Origin of the sequence: Roseateles chitinivorans (genome assembly GCF_050632235.1) — a bacterium.
GTDB lineage: Bacteria > Pseudomonadota > Gammaproteobacteria > Burkholderiales > Burkholderiaceae_C > Roseateles > Roseateles chitinivorans_A.
Map to the genome: position 1 here is coordinate 4116123 of NZ_CP192584.1, position 18852 is coordinate 4134974.

At 69.9% G+C, this 18852-nt stretch carries 14 protein-coding genes; 7 read left to right on the plus strand and 7 right to left on the minus strand.

Annotated elements, in window-relative coordinates; translation table 11 throughout:
* The first annotated feature begins 4 nt into the window (after window positions 1–4).
* Genes ACQ859_RS18655 through yghU form a run of 5 tightly spaced genes read left to right on the plus strand, consistent with a single transcriptional unit; the run spans window position 5 to window position 7923 of the window.
* Complete coding sequence (locus tag ACQ859_RS18655; RefSeq protein ID WP_431262180.1) at window positions 5–1189, plus strand: efflux RND transporter periplasmic adaptor subunit; 1185 nt, start codon at window positions 5–7, stop codon at window positions 1187–1189.
* Window positions 1186–4422, plus strand: a complete 3237-nt coding sequence (locus tag ACQ859_RS18660; RefSeq protein WP_431262181.1) for an efflux RND transporter permease subunit — start codon at window positions 1186–1188, stop codon at window positions 4420–4422. Before ACQ859_RS18655 ends, ACQ859_RS18660 begins: the two co-directional genes overlap by 4 nt.
* A complete protein-coding gene (locus tag ACQ859_RS18665; RefSeq protein WP_431262182.1) occupies window positions 4419–5918 on the plus strand; it encodes an efflux transporter outer membrane subunit in 1500 nt (499 codons plus the stop codon). The genes ACQ859_RS18660 and ACQ859_RS18665 overlap by 4 nt, the downstream gene beginning before the upstream one ends.
* Window positions 5918–7006 carry an NADH:flavin oxidoreductase gene (locus ACQ859_RS18670; RefSeq protein ID WP_431262183.1) on the plus strand — a complete coding sequence of 363 codons (1089 nt, stop codon included), beginning with the start codon at window positions 5918–5920 and terminating at the stop codon, window positions 7004–7006. Before ACQ859_RS18665 ends, ACQ859_RS18670 begins: the two co-directional genes overlap by 1 nt.
* Window positions 7007–7047: 41 nt before the next feature.
* On the plus strand, window positions 7048–7923 hold the full coding sequence (yghU, locus tag ACQ859_RS18675; RefSeq protein WP_431262184.1) for a glutathione-dependent disulfide-bond oxidoreductase: 876 nt from the start codon (window positions 7048–7050) through the stop codon (window positions 7921–7923).
* A gap of 147 nt (window positions 7924–8070) precedes the next feature.
* Here the strand turns inward: yghU and ACQ859_RS18680 are convergent, their stop codons facing one another.
* From ACQ859_RS18680 to ACQ859_RS18695, 4 genes are all read right to left on the minus strand, one after another.
* On the minus strand, window positions 8071–8346 hold the full coding sequence (locus ACQ859_RS18680; RefSeq protein ID WP_067272237.1) for an HU family DNA-binding protein: 276 nt from the start codon (window positions 8344–8346) through the stop codon (window positions 8071–8073).
* Between the two features lie 303 nt (window positions 8347–8649).
* Window positions 8650–10134 (minus strand): PA domain-containing protein, encoded by a 1485-nt coding sequence (locus ACQ859_RS18685; protein WP_431262185.1) that lies wholly within the window; start codon window positions 10132–10134, stop codon window positions 8650–8652.
* Between the two features lie 3 nt (window positions 10135–10137).
* The gene (locus ACQ859_RS18690; RefSeq protein WP_431262186.1) at window positions 10138–10587 is read right to left on the minus strand and encodes a post-PEP-CTERM-1 domain-containing protein; all 450 of its coding nucleotides are present in this window, start codon (window positions 10585–10587) and stop codon (window positions 10138–10140) included.
* 53 nt (window positions 10588–10640) lie between these two features.
* Window positions 10641–11285: a choice-of-anchor J domain-containing protein gene (locus ACQ859_RS18695; protein ID WP_431262187.1), complete on the minus strand. Its 645-nt coding sequence runs from the start codon at window positions 11283–11285 to the stop codon at window positions 10641–10643.
* 668 nt (window positions 11286–11953) lie between these two features.
* On the opposite strand from ACQ859_RS18695, the gene ACQ859_RS18700 reads away from it, so the two are divergent.
* Both ACQ859_RS18700 and ACQ859_RS18705 read left to right on the plus strand, forming a co-directional pair.
* On the plus strand, window positions 11954–12742 hold the full coding sequence (locus tag ACQ859_RS18700; protein ID WP_431262188.1) for an alpha/beta hydrolase: 789 nt from the start codon (window positions 11954–11956) through the stop codon (window positions 12740–12742).
* Between the two features lie 69 nt (window positions 12743–12811).
* Complete coding sequence (locus ACQ859_RS18705; RefSeq protein WP_431262189.1) at window positions 12812–14425, plus strand: HD domain-containing phosphohydrolase; 1614 nt, start codon at window positions 12812–12814, stop codon at window positions 14423–14425.
* Window positions 14426–14431: 6 nt separating this feature from the next.
* Here the strand turns inward: ACQ859_RS18705 and ACQ859_RS18710 are convergent, their stop codons facing one another.
* The 3 genes from ACQ859_RS18710 to ACQ859_RS18720 all read right to left on the minus strand — a co-directional run bounded on the left by ACQ859_RS18710 (window position 14432) and on the right by ACQ859_RS18720 (window position 18669).
* The gene (locus ACQ859_RS18710) at window positions 14432–15304 is read right to left on the minus strand and encodes an alpha/beta fold hydrolase (RefSeq protein ID WP_431262190.1); all 873 of its coding nucleotides are present in this window, start codon (window positions 15302–15304) and stop codon (window positions 14432–14434) included.
* A gap of 314 nt (window positions 15305–15618) precedes the next feature.
* On the minus strand, window positions 15619–16809 hold the full coding sequence (locus ACQ859_RS18715) for an MFS transporter (protein WP_431262191.1): 1191 nt from the start codon (window positions 16807–16809) through the stop codon (window positions 15619–15621).
* Window positions 16810–16878: 69 nt separating this feature from the next.
* A complete protein-coding gene (locus tag ACQ859_RS18720) occupies window positions 16879–18669 on the minus strand; it encodes an ATP-binding response regulator (protein WP_431262192.1) in 1791 nt (596 codons plus the stop codon).
* Between the last annotated feature and the right edge of the window lie 183 nt (window positions 18670–18852).

Consider the following 18852-nt stretch of genomic DNA (forward strand, 5'->3'; position numbering starts at 1 on the left):
TCGTATGACCCCCCTCAAGAAGCACCCTCTGGCGATCGCCACGGCCGCCATGGCGCTGCTCGGCGCCGGCAGCGTTCTCTGGCATCACTCCCCTGAAGCCCACGCTGAAGCGGCCGCGCCGCTGACTATCGTCAAGGTCCGGTCCGCCGTCCTGCGCCAGGTATCCGACACGCAGGACTACACCGGTCGTCTGGAAGCGGTCGAGCAGGTCGACGTGCGGCCCAGGGTGCCAGGCACCCTGCTGGCCGTGCACTTCAAGGACGGGCAGCAGGTCCGTCAGGGCGACCTGCTCTTCACCATCGATCCCGCGCCGTTCGAGACCCAGGTCCGGCAGGCGCAGGCCGACCTGGCCGGGGCCGAGGAGCGTCAACGCCTGGCCGATCTGGAACTGGCCCGCGGCAAGCGACTGATGGAATCGGAGTCGATCGCGCGTCGCGAGTTCGACACGCTCGACAACGCGTCGCGCCAGGCGGCCGCTTCCCTCAAAGGAGCGCAGGCCGCTCTGGCCCGCGCGCAACTGCAGTTGAGCTACACGCAGGTGCGCGCGCCCATCGCCGGTCGCCTCTCCCGCGCCGAGATCACCGCGGGCAACGTCGTGGGGGCCGGCGGCGATGCCGCGCCGCTCACCCGCATCGTGTCGGACGGCAAGCTCTATGCGTCCTTCCATGTCGATGAACAGAGCTATCTCCGACTGATCGCCCCGGCCCTGCGCACGGGCGCGCGCCCGCTCGTCAAGGTCGGTCTGGCGAGCGACACCGGCTACCCCCATGCGGCGACGGTCGAGGCGCTCGACAACCAGATGGACACGCGCTCGGGCACGGTGCGCGTGCGCGCACGGCTGGAGCACGCAGGCGTCGAGATGCTGCCGGGCCTGCAGGCGCGGATCCGCCTTCAGGGCGCGACGCCGTACGACGCCGTGGTCGTCGACGACGCGGTCGTCGGCACGGACCAGGACCGCAAGTACGTGCTGATCGTCAACGCCCAGGACAAGGTCGAGCGGCGCCCGGTCGAGCTCGGCGCGCTCCAGGGTCGCGAGCGCGTCCTGCGCAGCGGCGTGGACGCCGGCTCCCGTGTCATCGTCGACGGCGCGTTCCGCGTGACGCCCGGCGCCGCGGTGAACGCGCAGCCCGCCGAGCCGCTCAAGAACTCCGAGGCGCCCGCCGGCGCAGCCGCGGGAGGCCGGTCATGAACATCTCGAAGTTCTTCATCGACCGACCGATCTTCGCGTGCGTGCTGTCCGCGCTGATCCTGCTCGGGGGGATCGTGTCGGCGCTGCACATGCCGGTGTCGGAGTACCCGCAGGTGATCCCGCCGTCGGTGGTGGTGCACGCGCAGTACCCGGGCGCCAACGCCAAGACCATCGCCGAGACCGTGGCCGCGCCGCTGGAGCAGGCCATCAACGGCGTGGAGGACATGCTGTACATGGACTCCAAGTCCGCCGGCGACGGCCACCTGTACACGACGGTGACCTTCAAGCTGGGCACCGATCCGGACAAGGCGCAGCAGTTCGTGCAGACGCGCGTGTCGCAGGCGCAGGCGCGTCTGCCCGAGGACGTCCAGCGGCTGGGGGTCACGGCGGTCAAGAACTCGCCCGTGATCACGATCGCGGTCCACATGGTCTCGCCCAAGGGGACCTACGACAACAACTACATCAGCAACTACGCGATCCTGCACGTGAAGGACCGCCTCGCCCGTATCCCGGGCGTGGGCGACGTGGTGATCTGGGGACCCGGCGGTTATGCGATGCGCGTGTGGCTGGATCCCGCGGCGCTGGCCCAGCGCGGCCTGAGCGCCAACGACGTCGCCGACGCCATCCGCCGCCAGAACATCCAGGCGGCGGTGGGCTCGATCGGGAGCGCGCCGGCGACCGCCGACGCGGCGTTCCAGCTCAGCGTCAACGCAGACGGCCGCCTCAAGACGCCCGAGGAGTTCAAGGGCATCGTCATCAAGTCCGACGCCCGCGGCGCGGTCACGCGCCTGGGCGACTTGGCGCGCGTGGAGCTGGGCGCCGAGGACTACGGCATCCGCGCCACGCTGGACAACGCGCCGTCCGTGGCGGTGGCCGTGCAGGAGGCGCCCGGCGCCAACTCGCTGCAGATCTCGCGCGAGGTGCATCGCACGATGGAGGAACTCAAGAAGGGCTTCCCGGAGGACGTGGCGTATCGCGTCGTCTATGAACCCAGCCGCGCCATCCAGACCGGCATCGATGCGGTCGTGAAGACGCTGCTGGAGTCCATCGCGCTGGTGGTACTGGTGGTGTTCGTCTTCCTGCAGACCTGGCGCGCCTCGCTGATCCCGCTGCTGGCGGTGCCCATCTCCATCATCGGCACCTTCACCTTCCTGTACCTGGCCGGGTACTCGATCAACACGCTGTCGCTGTTCGGACTGGTCGTGGCCATCGGCATCGTCGTCGACGACGCCATCGTGGTCGTGGAGAACGTCGAGCGCAACATCGCCCGCGGCCTGACGCCCCGCGAGGCGACCTACCAGGCGATGCGCGAGGTCAGCGGTCCCATCATCGCGATCGCGCTGACGCTGTCCGCGGTGTTCCTGCCGCTGGCCTTCCTCAGCGGCCTGACGGGCGAGTTCTACAAGCAGTTCGCCATCACCATCGCCATCTCGACGCTGATCTCGGCGGTGAACTCGCTGACCCTGTCGCCGGCGCTCTCGGCCCTGCTGCTGAAGTCCCATGGCGACAAGCCCGACGCGCTCACGCGCGGCATGCACAAGGTGTTCGGACGCTTCTTCGGGCGTTTCAACCGGACCTTCGATCGCGCCTCGGAAGGCTACGGCGGCGGCATCGGACGGATGCTCAAGCACAAGGGCGCGATGCTGGGCGTGTACGGCGTCCTGCTGGCGGGCACCTGGTGGCTCACCGACAACGTGCCCGGCGGCTTCGTGCCGGCGCAGGACAAGGAGTACCTCGTCAGCCTGGCGCAGCTGCCGGAAGGCGCCACGCTGGACCGCACCGAGGCCACGATCCATCGCATGGACGCGATCGCGCTCAAGCATCCGGCGGTGATGGCCACCTCCGGATACGCCGGACTGTCGATCAACGGCGTGACGAAGAGCTCCAGCACCGCCCTGTCCTTCGTGCTGCTCAAGCCTTTCAAGGACCGGCCCGGTATCAGCGCCGACCAGGTCGCGGCGGATCTGCGCCGCGAGTACGCCAGCATCGGCCATGCCTTCACGGGCGTGTTCCCCGCGCCGCCGGTCTTCGGCCTGGGCACGACGGGCGGCTTCAAGCTGCAGATCGAGGACCGCGCCGACCTCGGCTACGAGGCGCTCTATGCGGCCACGCAGGCCTTCATCAAGAAGGCGTCCGAGGCGCCGGAGCTGAGCCCGCTGTACACGACCTACACGGTCAACGTGCCGCAGCTCAAGCTCGACATCGACCGCACCAAGGCGCAGCAGCTGGGCGTGGACACGCCGGCGGTGTTCAGCACGCTGCAGGCCTACCTGGGCTCGTACTACGTCAACGATTTCAACTTCCTGGGCCGCGTCTACCAGGTGCGGATGCAGGCGGACAGCCGGTTCCGCGCCAAGCCCGACGACATCGGCCAGCTCCACGTGCGCAGCGACTCGGGCCAGATGATTCCGATCGCGTCGATCGCGACGGTGAGCCAGACCTACGGTCCCGACCAGGTCCAGCGCTACAACGGCTTCACCTCGGCCGACGTCAACGGCGCGCCTGCGCCCGGGTACTCCTCGGACCAGGCGATGGCGGCGATCGAACGCATCGCGGCGGAAACGCTGCCGCCCGGCATGGGCTACGAATGGACCGAGCTGACCTACCAGCAGATCATCGCGGGCAACAGCGCCGTGTGGATCCTGCCGCTGTGCGTGCTGCTCGTGTTCTTCGTGCTGGCCGCGCAATACGAAAGCCTGACGCTGCCGTTCGCGATCATCCTGATCATCCCGATGAGCGTGTTCTCCGCGCTGCTGGGCGTGTGGCTCACCCACGGGGACAACAACATCTTCACCCAGATCGGTCTCATCGTGCTGGTGGGGCTGGCGTCGAAGAACGCGATCCTGATCGTGGAGTTCGCGCGCGAACTGGAGATGACCGGCATGTCCACGGTCCAGGCCGTGATCGAAGCGAGCCGCCTGCGGCTGCGCCCCATCCTCATGACCTCGCTCGCCTTCGTCATGGGCGTCATCCCGCTGGTGCTCTCCACCGGCGCGGGCGCGGAGATGCGCCAGGCCATGGGCATCTCGGTGTTCTTCGGGATGCTGGGCGTGACCCTGTTCGGGCTGTTCCTGACGCCGCTGTTCTACGTGGTCGTCCGGCGGCTCAGCGGCGGCAATCCCCTGCATTCGGCCGTGCATCACGACGCGCCGGCCATCGTTCCCCATCACACCGCTCCCCGCCACACCGATCCCCATCACCCAGCGCTCCAGCAGCCGGAGGGACAAGCATGAACCGACTTCTCATGACGAGCCGTCGTCCGGCTCGATGGATGCTGCGCGCCGTGGCCCTCGGGGTAGGCGTCTTCATCCTCACCGCGTGCGCCGTCACGCCGAAGGAACATCGCCCTGAGCTGAATCCGCCCACGGGCTTCGCCGAAGCAGACCGCGGCGCCGGCGCCGTGCCCGAAGCGATCGAGGAGCCCGGCCGCTGGCATCCCGCCGAGCCCGCGGATCAACAGGCGCCCTCGCCCTGGTGGACCGTGTTCGGGGATCCCGTGCTGGTGCGTCTCGAAGAGGAAGCGCTCAAGGCCAATCCCGACGTCGCCATCGCGATGGCGCGGCTCAAGCAGTCGCGGGCGCTCACGGCCCGCAGCGAATCCGCACGCGCGCCGACGGTGGACGCGGGCTTCGGCCCGACCCGTCAGCGCATCTCGGGTGCCGCTGCGGGACGGAGCGACGACGCGCCGGGGTCGACGCAGACCCTGTGGCGCGCGCAGGCCTCGGTCGCCTACGAGGTGGATCTCTTCGGCAAGGTCTCGGCCGGTGTTGCCGCCGCACGCGCCGACGCGGCTCAGCAGCAGGCGCTTTCGCACCAGATACTGCTGCTCGTTCAAGCCGATGTGGCCAGGACCTACCTCAGCCTGCGTCAGCTGGAAGGCGAGCGGCGGCTGCTGCGCGAGACGGTGAGCCTGCGGGAAGACGCGATCCGCCTGCTGGAGCGCAAGCAAGGCGTCGGCGCGGTGGCGCGGCATGTGGTTGACCAGGCGCGCACGGAGCTGTTCGCGGCCCAGGCCGAGCAAGTGGCCGTCGATCAGCAGCACGCGTTGACGTCTCATGCGCTGGCGACCCTGCTCGGCAAGGCGCCTGCGGACTTCGCGCTGGAGGCGACTCCGCTGACGCAGTTGTCCGTGCGACTCCCGGCGGGGCTTCCCTCCGCCCTGCTGGAGCGTCGTCCCGACATCGCGGCCGCGGAACGCGCCATGGCAGCGGAGAACGCCCGCATCGGCGTGGCGAAGGCGGCGTTCTTCCCCTCTCTGACGCTCACGGGGGCGCTGGGCTACGAGTCCGCCGATCTGGGCAACCTGGGTCGCTGGTCGCAACGGACCTTCCTGCTGGGGACCTTGGTCGGGACCGCGCTGAGCCTGCCGGTCTTCGACGGCGGACGTCGTCGCGCCGATGTGGATCGCGCCGGCGCGCGCTACGAGGAACAGGTGGCCGTCTATCGGAAGACGGTGCTGCAGGCGTTCCGCGAGGTCGAGGACGCGCTCGTCTCGATGAGGACCGTGGACGAGCGACTCGGCCATCTGCGCGGCGCGGAGGACGCGTCGACGAACGTGGCCCGCTCCGCGCGTTCCCGCTTCGCCGAGGGCGATGTCGACTACCTCATCGTCGTCGACGCCGAGCGGACGCTGCTGCGCCACCGCCAGTCGCGGTTGCAGTCCGAAGGCGAACGCGCCCGGGCGACCGTGGATCTGGTGCGGGCGCTCGGCGGCGGGTGGGAGCTCTGATGTCTGTGTCCACCCTCTTTGAACCCCTGTCGCTCCTGCACGGGCCGGCCATGAGGAACCGCTTCATGCTGGCGCCGCTCACCAACCAGCAGAGCGAGCTGGACGGCACGCCGTCAGAGTTCGACCTCGACTGGATCGATCAAGTCTCGCAAGGCGGCTATGCCCTCATCCAGACGGGCGCCGCCACGGTCGAAGCGAGCGGCATCGCCTTTGAACGTCAGCTGGGGATTCATGAAGATTCGCAGTTGGCGGCGCTGACCCACATGGCCGATTCGATCCGCGCGGGCGGCGGTCTCTCCGCGGTCCAGCTGCATCACGCGGGCCATCGCGCCAATCCGTTGATCGGCGGCATCCCTTCCCCGGCCTCGACCGGGACGCTGGACGGCATCCACGGTCTCAAGACGGACCAGGTCGAGCGGATCCGCGACAGCTTCATCGAAGCCGCGAAGCGCGCCGAGCGCGCAGGCTTCGACGGCGTTGCGCTGCATGGCGCGTTCGGATGGATCCTGTCCGAGTTCATGTCCCCGGCCTTGAACCGGCGCGGCGACGCCTACGGCGGCAGCGTGGAGAACCGTGCGCGGCTCACGATCGAAGTCCTGGAGGGCATCCGGAAAGCCACCGGCCCGGACTTCCAGATCGGCTGGCGGTTGTCGGTGGAGCGGTACGGTTTGCGGCTCGAAGAACTGCGCGACATCACCGCGCACATCCTCGATCGCGAGCTGATCGACTACCTGGACCTCGCGCTCTGGGATTCGCGGCAGATCGTCCGCGAAGGCGCCTTCATCGGAAAGACGATGCTGAGCGTCTTCACGGGCATTCCCCGCAAGGGCGTTCGCGTCGGCGCGGCGGGTCGGGTGATGAGCGCGCAGCGTGCGGCGGAGCTTCTGGACGAGGGCTGCGACTTCGTCCTGATCGGTCGCGCCGGCATCCTGCAGCGGGACTTTCCGCTGCAGGTCGCGGCCGACCCGGATTACGACAGCCCCGCGCTGCCGGTGACGGCGCAGTTCCTGCGCGCCGGCGGATTGAGCGAGCGCTTCATCGATCACATGCGCGGCTGGCCGGCGTTCGTCCTGCCGGGCAGCCTCTGATGTCGTCCCCCTTTCCTCCTCATTTCCTCAAGGAGCACGCCATGAGCGACACCCCTGACGAGAACCAGCCGGCCGGCTACGTGCCGCCCAAGGTCTGGGCCCCGAAGCAGACCTACGGGCATTCATTCGCGACGATCAACAGTGCGGTCTCCGGCGCGCGGTTCGAGCAGGAACTGCCCGTCGGCAGGCATCCGCTGCAGCTGTATTCGCAAGGCACGCCCAACGGGCAGAAGGTCACCCTCCTGCTGGAGGAACTGCTGGCGGCCGGCCACACCGACGCCGAATACGACGCCTGGTTGATCGACGTCTTCAAGGGCGACCAGTTCGGGAGCGGCTTCGTCGGGGTCAATCCGAATTCGAAGATCCCCGCGCTGGTGGACCGCTCGGCGGATCCGGCGATCAGCGTCTTCGAGAGCGGATCGATCCTGGTCTATCTCGCGGAGAAGTTCGGCGCGTTCCTTCCGACGGATCTCCGCGCCCGGACGGCGACCTTCAACTGGCTGATGTGGCAGATGGGCGCCGCGCCCTTCGTCGGCGGCGGCCTGGGGCACTTCTTCGCTTACGCGCCCTTCAAGATCGAGTACGCGATCGATCGCTACGCGATGGAGACCAAGCGCCAGCTCCACGTCCTGGACACGCATCTGGCCACGCACGAGTACCTCGCCGGCGGCGACTACACGATCGCCGACATGGCGGTGTGGCCGTGGTACCCGGCCAGCCTCTTCAACTACGGCGCCCAGGAGTTCCTCGCCGTGGAGGACTATCCCCATCTGCTGCGCTGGCAGAAGGCCATCGCCGCCCGCCCGGCCGTCGCCAGGGGTCGGGTCGTCAACCGGATCAATGGCAAGCCAGGCGAATGCCTGCGCGAACGTCATTCGGCGGCGGACCTGGACGCGCTGGGATTGCCCGTGCGCTGACCGAGGCAACCCCTGCCCCCGCGGGCTCTGTCCCACCTCGCGACAGGTTCATGGCAGGCGCATCGACGCGCGGCAGACGGGGAAACGACAACGCCCGCCCTGCTTTCGCAGGAGCGGGCGTCGCCCAGTGACAGCAAGCCGGGAGGCTTACTTGTTCACCGCATCCTTCAGCGCCTTGCCGGCGGTGAACTTCGCGACCTTGGAGGCCGGGATGTCCAGCGCTTCGCCGGTGGCGGGGTTCTTGCCGGTGCGGGCGGCGCGGTCGCTCACCTTGAAGGTGCCGAAGCCCACCAGGGCGATCTGGTCGCCGGAGGCCAGCGCTTCGGTGATGGTTTCCAGGGTCGCGTCCAGGGCGGTCGCAGCCACGGCACGGGTCACGCCAGCCTTGGTGGCGATGCCTTCGATCAGTTCACTCTTGTTCATCAATGCTTCCAGTAAAAAACCAGGTTCCGGCGAGCCGGGGCCGGCGATTATCAGCCAGTCCTGACCCCCACCTGTTTGAAGACGCAACCTGAGGCCGGCTTCACCCCTCAAACGTCCGCATGGCGGATTTCATCGCCCGTTTGAGCGACATTCCGGCGACATGAGACCGACATTCGAGCGGGCTCCGCCCACCTCGGGTTGCCGCGTGCAAGAAAAAGCCTGGCGCTTACGCACCAGGCTTTCGAGGTCCATCCTACCTGACCCGCCCGCAGGGGGCCGGTCAGGCTCCGGAACCGGGGCGGATTACCAGCCCAGATCCTTCAGCAGCGGCTTGGTCAGGTCCTTCGGCGCCACCAGGATCAGGCCCAGGTCGGGGCTGATGTTGGGCTCCATCAGCAGGTTCGGCGTCGCCGAGACATCCCAGTGCGACACGGACGAACCGCCCACCAGCGGGTTCGGCGTGTACAGCAGCGGACGACCCAGCGCATCGGCACCGGCGCGCTTGCTCGGGTCCGCGCCCAGCGTGGCGTTGGCCAGGCCCGGCTTGGTCCGCGTGCCGTAAGGCAGCGCCGCGGTGATCGCGGTGCGCAGCTTCACGCCGTCGGCCTGCGACACGCTCACCGTCGGGATCACGACCGTCGGATCAGCACCACCCAGGCCAGGGGCGGCGCCCGCGGCGTTGTTGGCGATGATCACACCGACCGCGCCTGCGTTCTGCGCGTTCTTGGCCTTGACCGCGAAGCCGCAGGTGCCGCGATCGATGATCGCCACCTTGCCCGTGACCGCCGCCGTGGTGGCGGGGCTGAAAGGCAGGCAACCCGCGCCGTTCACGGCATCCGCCGGCACGGTCGCCAGCGCGCCGAGGTTCAGGCCGCTGCTCACGGCCGGACCGAAGGACGCCGTCCCGTACGGGTACTGACCCGAAGCGCCCGGCGCGGACGCCGAGATCTTCAGCACCGGCGTGGCGGCGAGCATGTCGGCGCCGGCCAGCACGTTGGAACCGATCCAGGCCAGGCCCAGCGGGTTGACGGCCGAGGCGCGACGCTCCGCGCTGCTCATGTCGAGCCAGGTCTTGCCCACGGTGTTGTCGTACATGAAGCGTTCCCAGATGCTGGGAAGGCCACCGTTGGCGACATAGGCCGTGCCTGCCGCGTTGATGCGGAAGCCGGTCGAGGTCTGCACCGACAGCACGCTGAAGCCCAGGCCGTGGCCCAGTTCATGCAGCAGCGTCTCGACGAAGTTCACGCCCGTGCCGAAGTTGCCGTCGATGCCCAGGTAGAACGGCGAACCGGCCAGGCAATCGCTCTTGCCGAGGTTGATGTTGAACTGGGTCTTGATGTCGACGCCGGCGTAACCGGAGCCGTCATCTTCCATGTCCTCGCTCAGGTTCACGCCGGCGAGCTTGTTGGCCAGCGCCTGGGGGTACCAGGTGCCCGGTTGACCACCGGCGAAGTCGTGCCAGATGTTCCAGGCGCCCGCGCTGCCCAGCGTGGCCGACGAAGCCGTGCAGCTCAGCGCTTCCCAGCCGGCGTTCACGGTGATCGTGACGTTGCTGTCCAGCGCCTTCTCCCACACGTCGGCGACGTAGCGGTACACGAACATGCGCTGCTCGCCCAGCGTGGTGCCGGGGTTGCCGCCGACCGGCGCCACCGGCGTCGCGTCGTTGAAGCCGACACCGGCCGGGTCCCGGCTCTGGATCACGATGGTCGCGGCCTGCGCCAGGCCGGCGCCGCACAGGGCGGCCAGGACGGCCGTGCGGATCAGGTGCTTCTTGAATTGTTTTTGCATGGCTTACTCCGTGGGCAGGGCCGACTTGTCGAGGGTGCCGCCGCTCTTGATGAAGGCCTCGGCCTCGTCCTTGCTGGCGAAACAGGCTTCGATCAGCTTGCCGTCCGCGCCGCGCACGATCACGGACTGGCTGACCATCTCGTCGGTCATGCGGATGCCGACCGCGCCGCTGCGGTGCACCTTCATCTGCGGGCTGATCGCCGCGGCGCGCAGCGCCACGCGGGCACGGGCGGTGGGGGCCAGCGCCTTCAGCGCGGCATGCTCCTCGGCGGTCGCCGGGCGCAGCTTGCCGCTCTCGGCGTCGCGCACGATGACCAGGGCGTCCGGTGCCGCGACCGGCGCGGTGGAGACGGCGGAAGTCTCTGCGGCCGCGGGAGCGGCGGCTTCGTGAGCCTGGGCCGCCAGCGGCAGGGCCGCGGCGATCGCCAGGCCCAGGGAAATGCGGGTGATCATGGTCGTTGTCCTTGCGGAGATGACTCGGAAGTTCCGATGGTTCGACACGCGGCTCAGGCCTGCGTGCGACGGCGGCGGGCAGCCACCAGACCCAGCAGGCTCACGCCGGCCAGCGCCCAGGTCGACGGCTCGGGCACGTTGATGGCGACGTCGTCCACGCCGACCACGTTGGCTTCATCGCCATTGCCGAAGTACTGGATCGCGAAGCGCGCGCTGGAGCCCGCGCCCTGCCCGGCCAGCTGGAAGCTGTAGCGCGTCCATTCGCCGACGACGGTGATCGCGGCCTGGGGGATGAAGCTGGTGAACGCGCCGGACACGTCGAGCAGGCCGTAGGCGAGCTGGTCGATGTAGCCCGGGGTGCCGTCGCCGCGCGCCCAGAAGGAGACTTCCAGGTTCTCTGCGGTCGAGAAGACGGGGCTGATGAGCCAGCTCGACAGGATGCCGCCGGCGGCGACGGCGCCGTACTGGGCCGCCACGTACGCGGTGGGATCGCCGTGGAGATCGGTGAAGCCGGTCGACACGTTGCCCTGGTACCAGGGCTCGATCGCGCCAGCGGGCGAACCGTGGTTCTCGATCTTCCAGCCCTTGGCGGCGAGGCTGGCGACATCGTCGAAGCCTTCGTTGATGAGCGTCGGCCCCGCGTGGGCCGCGGCCGCGGCGCCGACGAGCGCCAGAGCCAGACAGGTCTTCTTGAACATTGCTGCGTCCTTTTCAGGATGAGGGTGGGATGTCCACCTGGACTTGGACGACGGCGCACCGTGATGCGGAGCGCCGTCTTGACTGCTGATGGCCGGCGGGAGGACGACCTTCGGGCGTGTCGATTCTGTGACTCTTGTCACGGAGCGCACGAGGGGGTCGGGCCGCGGTTCCCCCTCGGTACGGGGGTGGTTCTTTCCCTAAGGGATGACGCTTTCGGGCCGGTCAGTGCCCCGACGGAGGGACGACGATGGGGTCAGGACTTGCCGGCCGGGCCCGGCGCGGTCAGGCGCAAACGCCGCGCAAACGCATCCGCATTGGGAACGCGGCCACGTGCGGTTCCGCGCGCAGGTCGCTCGCGGGTGGCGGACGCCGCGCACGCCGGGCGATCGACGATTGACGTCACCTTCACACCGCCCGCTGCCGAGTGTGGCGACCTCGGTGTAAATACCGATGGGCAACGGGCGGCGATGTCACATCCGTGTCACTTGCTCCAGGGGACAGGGGGAACACCCCCGGGCGCCGCCGGACGCGCCCGAAAGAGCGCCAGGAAAAGCGCCGGCCGGATCCGCCTCGGACATTCGTCCGATACCGGCGCGGGGTCCGTTTCGCGACAGTAGAGCCCTGTCTTGAACACCTCGACACCCTCCCAACCACCAGGAGCCTGACCATGAACTTCACCCGCCGCCTCATCGTCGCCGCCGCCGCTGCTTCCGCCCTCGCCGCCTCGGCCGGTCTGTCGACCGCCGCGCTGGCCGCCACGCCGGCCGCTCCCGCACAACCGTCGGTCGTGATCGTCCACGGCGCTTTCGCCGACGGCTCCGACTGGGCCAAGGTCATCCCGCTGCTGCAGCGCGAAGGCGTGCAGGTCACCGCGGTGCAGAACCCGCTGAGCTCGCTGGCCGACGACGTCGCCGCCGCGCGCCGCGCGATCGACGCGCAGCCCGGCAAGGTCGTGCTGGTCGGCCACTCCTGGGGCGGCACGGTGATCACCGAAGCCGGCAACTCGGACAAGGTCGCCTCGCTGGTCTACGTGGCCGCGTTCGCGCCCAACGTCGGCCAGAACACCGCCGAGCAGGGCAAGGGCTTCCCGGCCCCCTCCGGATTCGCGCACATCAAGCCCGACGCGCAAGGCTGGCTCAGCCTGACCGCCGAGGGCATGAAGAACCACTTCGCGCAAGACCTGCCCGCCTCGGCGACGGCTGTCATGACGGCCACGCAAGGCCCGATCCAGGCGAAGGCGTTCGAGCAGACGGTGTCGGCCGTGGCGTGGAAGAACAAGCCCTCGTACTACCTGCTGGCCACGGCCGATCACATGATCGCCCCCGAAGCGCAGGCCGCGATGGCCGCGCGGGCCGGTTCGAAGGTGACGAAGGTCGACAGCTCGCACGTGCCGCAGCAGTCGCAGCCGGAAGCGGTCGCCAAGGTCATCCTGGACGCCGTCCGGCAATCCCGGTAAGGTCCGCGCCGGCCGCGGGCACCCATGGCGCGGTGCCCGCGGCGCGCTGGACCTTTCCTCTGGGACGCCGTGACTGATCCTTCTCCCCTGCCCCTTCCCACGTCCTCCTCCACGACCCCCGCCGCCACGGCCAGGACCGCCGTCGCGGCGGGTTCGCGCGTGCCGGTGCTCGACGCCGTGCGCGCGCTGGCGTTCGTCGGCGACCTCAGCATGGGGCAGCCGGTCGACCACTCGACACGGACCGGCTGGCTCGCCGCGCGCATCGCGGAGGCGGCCCGTGCCGAAGGCCTCGCGCTCGGCCGCGATGCGGACCAGGCCCCCGGCCACGCGGCCTGCGTGGCGCTGCTGCGGTGGTCCGGCTGCACGGCCAACGCGCCGGAGATCGCTGCCGCGCTGGGCGACGACGTCGGCGGCCGCGACGCGATGCTGTCCAACGGCTCGGCCGAGGAAGCGTCCGCGCTGGCCGGCACGCTCGGCGAGGCCGCGTTGATCCACTGCGAGGTCGCGGGCGAGATCGCCCGGCTGCTGGGCCTGCCCGCCAACATCGAGCGCGCGATGCGCCACCTCTTCGAGACCTGGAACGGTCAGGGCAAGCCCGATGGCCTGGACGGCGACCAGGTGCCCGCCGTCGTGTTCCATGTGGCGCTGGGCGGGGACCTGGAGATCTTCTCGCGGGTCCACGGCGTGCCCGCGGCGCTGCGCTACATCGGCGAGCGCTCGGACGCGAAGTATCCGAAGGCGCTGGTGGACCTCGTGGCGAAGCACGCGCAAGCATGGATGACCGCGCTGGACGCTGGTGCACACGAAGCCCCCACGCCCGCAGCCGGCACTCGGTCGGGTGGCAATGACACCCCGGACAGGCGGAATGCAGGCGACCTCGATGCGGCGCTGGCCGCGCTGGACACGCCGCTCGAACTCGTTGCCGACGTCATCGACCTCAAGCTCCCCTGGATGACCGGCCTGTCGCGACGCGTGGCCGATGCAGCGCGCGACGCGGGCGAGGTGCTCGGCTTCGAAGCCGCAGCGCTGGAGCGGCTCCACCGCGCGGGGCTGCTGCATGGCATCGGTCGCGCATCGGTCCCCAACGTGATCTGGAGCGAAGGCCGCCGGCTCGGCGAGGCCGACCGCGAGAAGCTCCGCCTGATGCCTTATTGGACCGGTCGCGCCGCGCGACGGCTGACCGCGCTGCACGCCGAAGCGGAGCTGGCCTCCTACGTCGATGAACGGATGGACGGCTCCGGCGCGTTCCGCAGCGCGGCAGGCGTGGCGATCCCGATGCCGGCACGTGTGCTGGCCGCGGCCGCGGCCTGGGTCACGGTGCGGACCGCCCGCCCCGGAATGCCAGCACTCGGCACGGATGCCGCGCGCGCGGCCATGAGCGAGGAAGTGGCGGCAGGACGCCTCGACGCCCAAGCGGCCGAGGCGGTCTGCGGTGCCGAGCGTCGTCGCACGGCGGCTCCCGCATCCGCCCCCTCCGCCACAGCCATCACGCTCTCCGCGCGCGAAACCGAGGTGCTCGGCCGCATCGCCATCGGGGAGAGCAACAAGGAAGCCGCCAAGGTGCTCGGCATCAGCCCCGCCACCGTGCGCACACACCTGGAAAGCGCGTTCCGCAAGCTCGAGTGCAGCACGCGGGCAGCGGCGACGTTGAAGGCGATGACGATGGGACTGCTGACCGTCTGAGACCGCCTACCTGCCCTCGTCTGGGCGTTGGCCGCTGGACCATGGGGCCTTGCCGGCAAGCGGCAAAACCCCAAGGACCACCGTCCCCAACCATCGGCTGACCTCGCTGATCACTTCGACGGGCTTGTCCTTGTGCGGTGAATGTCCGCATGCCGGGATCTCGAAGAGCCGCGTCTGGGGCACCTGGCGCGCGATACCCCGGATCTGCTCGAGCGTGCCGTACTCGTCGTCGACACCCTGCATCGCCAGCAGCGGACACGTGATCGCGCGGATCTCCTCGACGATAGCCCAGTCCCGGAACGCAGCACTCAGCCACGTCTCGCTCCAGCCGCCGAACGGCGAATCCGGATCGTCGTGGAAGCGCGCCAGGCGATCACGCAGAGGACCCGCGCGGTAGATCTCGACCGTCTTGCGGATGCCGTCCAAGGAGACATCCTCGACGACGATGTGCGGCGCCGCAACGACCGCCCCTGCGGTGGGGAACTTCGCCGCATGCAACAACGCGATCGACCCGCCGTCGCTGTGCCCGAACAGCCATGGCGGCGACCTCACGCCTAGTTCCGCCAGCACGGCGGGCAGGACCTCATGCGCCTGGCGGTGCAGGTAGTCGGCCTCCCATCGATCGTCCGCCGCGCGCATCGTCGAGCGCCCATAACCCGGCCGCGAGTACACGAGCCCGCGCATGCCGATCGCCTCGCACAGGCGCACCGGAAAGTCCCGCCACATCGCGATCGATCCCAGGCCCTCGTGCAGGAACACCATGACCGGTGCGTCGCGGTTCGCGGCACCGATCGCCTCATTGACCCAGGTGTATTCGATGTCGGTGGCCCGCCCGCGCCAGTCGATGCGAAGCCGTTGCGTCGATGTCGTGCTGTTCATGGGCTCGCATCTTAGGCATGGGCGCCGGTGCGGGCAGTCACGCAGGTGCCGCCTGGAGCCCCTCCCTCGACAGGCCTTGCCGCCCAAAAAGAAAAGGCCCCGGTCGTGAGACCGGGGCCGAAAGTTCGTCCGCCTGCAGAGGGAAAAGGCGGACCATGCGAGAGAGAAGCATGAACAACGGAAGCTCGAATTCCGTTGTCAGGATCAACTGTAGGGACGACGGCGTGCGGTGACACGAGGGCGACGACGCATCGTCGCCCCGGTGATCGCCCGATGCGCGTGTCGGGCGTTCGCCTACACGGCTTCAATCGGCTTCAATCGGCCGCAGCGGGCGCGGCCGCGCGGCCCGTACCGCCGAGCGCGCGCTGCGCGCTCGCGGCCATGAACAGCGCGAAGAAGACGACGCAGGACAGCCCCGCCGTCAGCGAGGTGTGCTCCGCGATCATGCCGATCAGCGGCGGGCCGGCCATCATCCCGAGGTAGCCCAGCGACGAGACCGCCGCGATGCCATGCGCGGCGCTGACGCCGGGCACCTTGGACGCCGCGCTGAAGAGCACCGGCACGACGTTGGACAAGCCCAGACCGACCAGCGCGAAGCCGAGCAGCCCGGCGGACGCGACCGGCACGAGCAGCGCCGTCGCCATGCCGGCGGCCGCGAGCAGGCCGCTCGCGATCATCAGGGGCACCGGCGCGACGCGCGCCCGCACCCAGTCGCCGCCAAAGCGGCCCAGCGCCATCGCGAGGCTGAAGCTCGCGTAGCCGAGCGCCGACAGGCTGGCGTCGCTGGCGCGTTCCTGCCTCATGAACAGCACGCTCCAGTCGTACATCGCGCCTTCGGCGATCAGGCCCAGCGCCGCCAGCGTGCCGATCAGCGCAAGCACGCCGCGCGGCAGGCTCAGCGGCTGCGACTCGCCGGCGTCGGTGCGCATCTTCAGCATCGCCGCGCAGGCGCCGAGGATCAGCACCATGCCCGTGCCGCACGCGACCAGCAGATGCGTCTGCGGCGTCCAGCCCAGCAGCGGCAGCAGGCTGCCCACGCCCGCGCCGACCATGCCACCCAGGCTGAACATCGCGTGGAATCCGCTCATCAGCGGGCGACCGGCCAGGTGCTCGATCTCGGTGGCCTCGGCGTTGATCGCGACGTCGAAGAGGCTGGCCGTCGCGCCGAAGAGCATCAGCAGCAGCACGAGCCCGAGGTACACGCTGGGCGCGATCAGCATCGAGACGCCGGCCGCGCAGAGCACCCCGGTCAATCCGGCCACGCCGCGCGGGCCGAAGCGCGCCACGACACGGCCCGCCTGCGTCAGCGCCAGCAGCGCGCCGACACCGGAGGCCAGCATCGCGATCGCCAGGGACTGCTCGCCCAGGCCGTAATGCGCCTTCACCGTCGGGACATGCACACCCCAGGTCGCGAACAAGGCGCCGGAGACGAAGAACTGGATGCGCAGCGCCCAGGCCGCCGAGGCCAGGCGGCGAGGGGTCGTGGTGTCGGAAATCGTGGTCATCGTGAGGCGCCGTGAAGGGCTCGTTACTGTAGGCGCCGCGGGCCGCCCCACGCGCGACACTCGCCCGGCTCAGGACACCATGCCGCGCAGGGCGTTGAAGAGCTTGCGCGGCTGCAGCGGCTTGAAGAGCACCGTGTGACCGCTCTCGGTCGCGCGGCGCAGTTCCTCGCGGCTGGTGTCGCCGGTGACCAGGATCGCCGGGACGTCCGTGCGGCAGAGCTCGCGCACCGCGCGGATCGCGGCGATGCCGTCCGGCCCGTCGCCCAGGTGCAGATCCGAGAGGATCAGGTCCGGCGGCTCGGCTCGCGTGCGCACCGCCTCCGCTGCCTCCGCCGCGGTCGCGGCGATGATGGACTCGTAGCCCCACTCCTCGAGCAGCAGCTGCAGGCCGATGCGGATCGGCTCCTCGTCGTCGATGACCAGCACCGAGCGCGGCTCCATCACCGGCATCGGCACGGTGTCGGCGGCCGTCGTGAACTCCGGGATCTCCGGCAGCCCGCCCAGCGGGATGCTGAGCCGGAACATCGTGCCCCGCCCCGGCCGCGACGCGACCATCAGCCGGTAGCCCAGCAGGTGCGCCAGCCGCTTGACGATCGCCAGGCCCATGCCCAGCCCTTGGGTGCGGCTGCGCTCGCTCTGGCCGACCTGGTAGAACTCCGCGAAGATGCGCGGCAGGTCGCTGGACTTGATGCCGATGCCGGTGTCCCAGACCTCGAGGTTCAGGTGGGTCGAGGTCGAGCGCGCGACCACCACCACGCCGCCGTCCTCGGTGTACTTGATCGCGTTCTGGATCAGGTTGCCCAGGATGCGCTCGAGCAGCTGCGGATCGCTGGTGACGGACTTGCCGCCCGGCGAGAAACGCAGGCCCAGGCCCGAGCCCTCCGCCTGTCCCGCGTAGTGCATGTGCAGGCGGCGGAACAGGTCGCGCAACGGGAAGTGCTGCAGATTGGGCTCGACCGTGCCGGCGTCCAGCCGGGAGATGTCGAGCATCGCGTTGAAGGAACGCTCCAGCCCCTCGATCGAGCGCATCACGTTGCGGATCAGCGGCTCCTCCTCGGTGCCCTGCAGGCGGCGCTCCAGGCTGGCGGCGAAGAGTCCGAGCGCATGCACCGGCTGGCGCAGGTCGTGGCTCGCGATGGCGAGGAACCGGCTCTTCTCCTGGTCGGCGCGGATGGCGCCGTCGCGGTCCTGTTCGAGGGTGCTGACGTGCAGGTCCTGCTCCATCAGCAGCCGCTTGGCTCGCTGCCAGCGATGGTGTTCGAGCAGCGCCAGCCCGCCGACCACCGCGGCGGCGAGGAACCACACCGGCCCGGCACCCGGCCGCGAGGCGGGATCGAACAGCCGCGCCAGGCCTTCGGACGCCGGCAGCACCGCGATCACCGCCGACCCGCGCCCCATCGGCGCGAGCAGCACGCCCACCACGGCCGCCGTGGCCGCCAGCAGCGGCCCGGTCAGCAGGCCGCGCATGCCCGGCGATTCGGCCAGCCACGGATGCAGGCTCAGCAGCCCGATGCAGCCCGCGGCCTGCAGGTACAGGAGCCGTCGCCCCTCGCGGTCGGAGAAGGCGATGCGGCTGTGGTCGCTCCTGGCGCCGCGGTGCGACAGGGACCGCGCGGTGAAGACGCAGCCCAACGCCAGCGCGATGACGCCGAAGACCCAGACCATCAGGCCGATCGTCGGCGTGCCGCGCAGCAGGGCCGAGACCAGCGGGACGGTGACCGCCGTCAGCAGCCAGGGCCAGTGGCTCCAGGCTTCCTCGAAGCCCGCGTCCTGCAACCGTCGCGCGATCGCGCGACGCTCCCGGCGACGGCCTTCCTGGACGGATTCGTCGTTCTCCGGCACCGCGCCGGCGACCGCCACGAAGAGGCTGGGTCGCGGTGGGCGCCGGGAACGCTTGGGACGGACACCTGCGCCGTCGGCAGGCGGTGGACCGCCGGCGACCGCCGGCGCAGGCGCTGCGGAAGGCGCAGGAACCGGCGCGTCCGCGCCCGCACCTGCGCCGATTCGCGCGTCGACCGGCGCGCCGCCCCGGGTCGGACCGGA

What these genes read in the sequence shown, in the direction of transcription:
- ACQ859_RS18690 (WP_431262186.1), bottom strand. Translation starts at nt 10,587, where the DNA reads ATGATCACCCGCATTTCCCTGGGCCTGGCGATCGCCGCGGCCCTGCCG.
- ACQ859_RS18685 (WP_431262185.1), bottom strand. Translation starts at nt 10,134, where the DNA reads ATGCAAAAACAATTCAAGAAGCACCTGATCCGCACGGCCGTCCTGGCC.
- ACQ859_RS18695 (WP_431262187.1), bottom strand. Translation starts at nt 11,285, where the DNA reads ATGTTCAAGAAGACCTGTCTGGCTCTGGCGCTCGTCGGCGCCGCGGCC.
- ACQ859_RS18655 (WP_431262180.1), top strand. Translation starts at nt 5, where the DNA reads ATGACCCCCCTCAAGAAGCACCCTCTGGCGATCGCCACGGCCGCCATG.
- ACQ859_RS18670 (WP_431262183.1), top strand. Translation starts at nt 5,918, where the DNA reads ATGTCTGTGTCCACCCTCTTTGAACCCCTGTCGCTCCTGCACGGGCCG.
- ACQ859_RS18665 (WP_431262182.1), top strand. Translation starts at nt 4,419, where the DNA reads ATGAACCGACTTCTCATGACGAGCCGTCGTCCGGCTCGATGGATGCTG.
- ACQ859_RS18710 (WP_431262190.1), bottom strand. Translation starts at nt 15,304, where the DNA reads ATGAACAGCACGACATCGACGCAACGGCTTCGCATCGACTGGCGCGGG.
- ACQ859_RS18660 (WP_431262181.1), top strand. Translation starts at nt 1,186, where the DNA reads ATGAACATCTCGAAGTTCTTCATCGACCGACCGATCTTCGCGTGCGTG.
- ACQ859_RS18715 (WP_431262191.1), bottom strand. Translation starts at nt 16,809, where the DNA reads ATGACCACGATTTCCGACACCACGACCCCTCGCCGCCTGGCCTCGGCG.
- yghU (WP_431262184.1), top strand. Translation starts at nt 7,048, where the DNA reads ATGAGCGACACCCCTGACGAGAACCAGCCGGCCGGCTACGTGCCGCCC.
- ACQ859_RS18700 (WP_431262188.1), top strand. Translation starts at nt 11,954, where the DNA reads ATGAACTTCACCCGCCGCCTCATCGTCGCCGCCGCCGCTGCTTCCGCC.
- ACQ859_RS18680 (WP_067272237.1), bottom strand. Translation starts at nt 8,346, where the DNA reads ATGAACAAGAGTGAACTGATCGAAGGCATCGCCACCAAGGCTGGCGTG.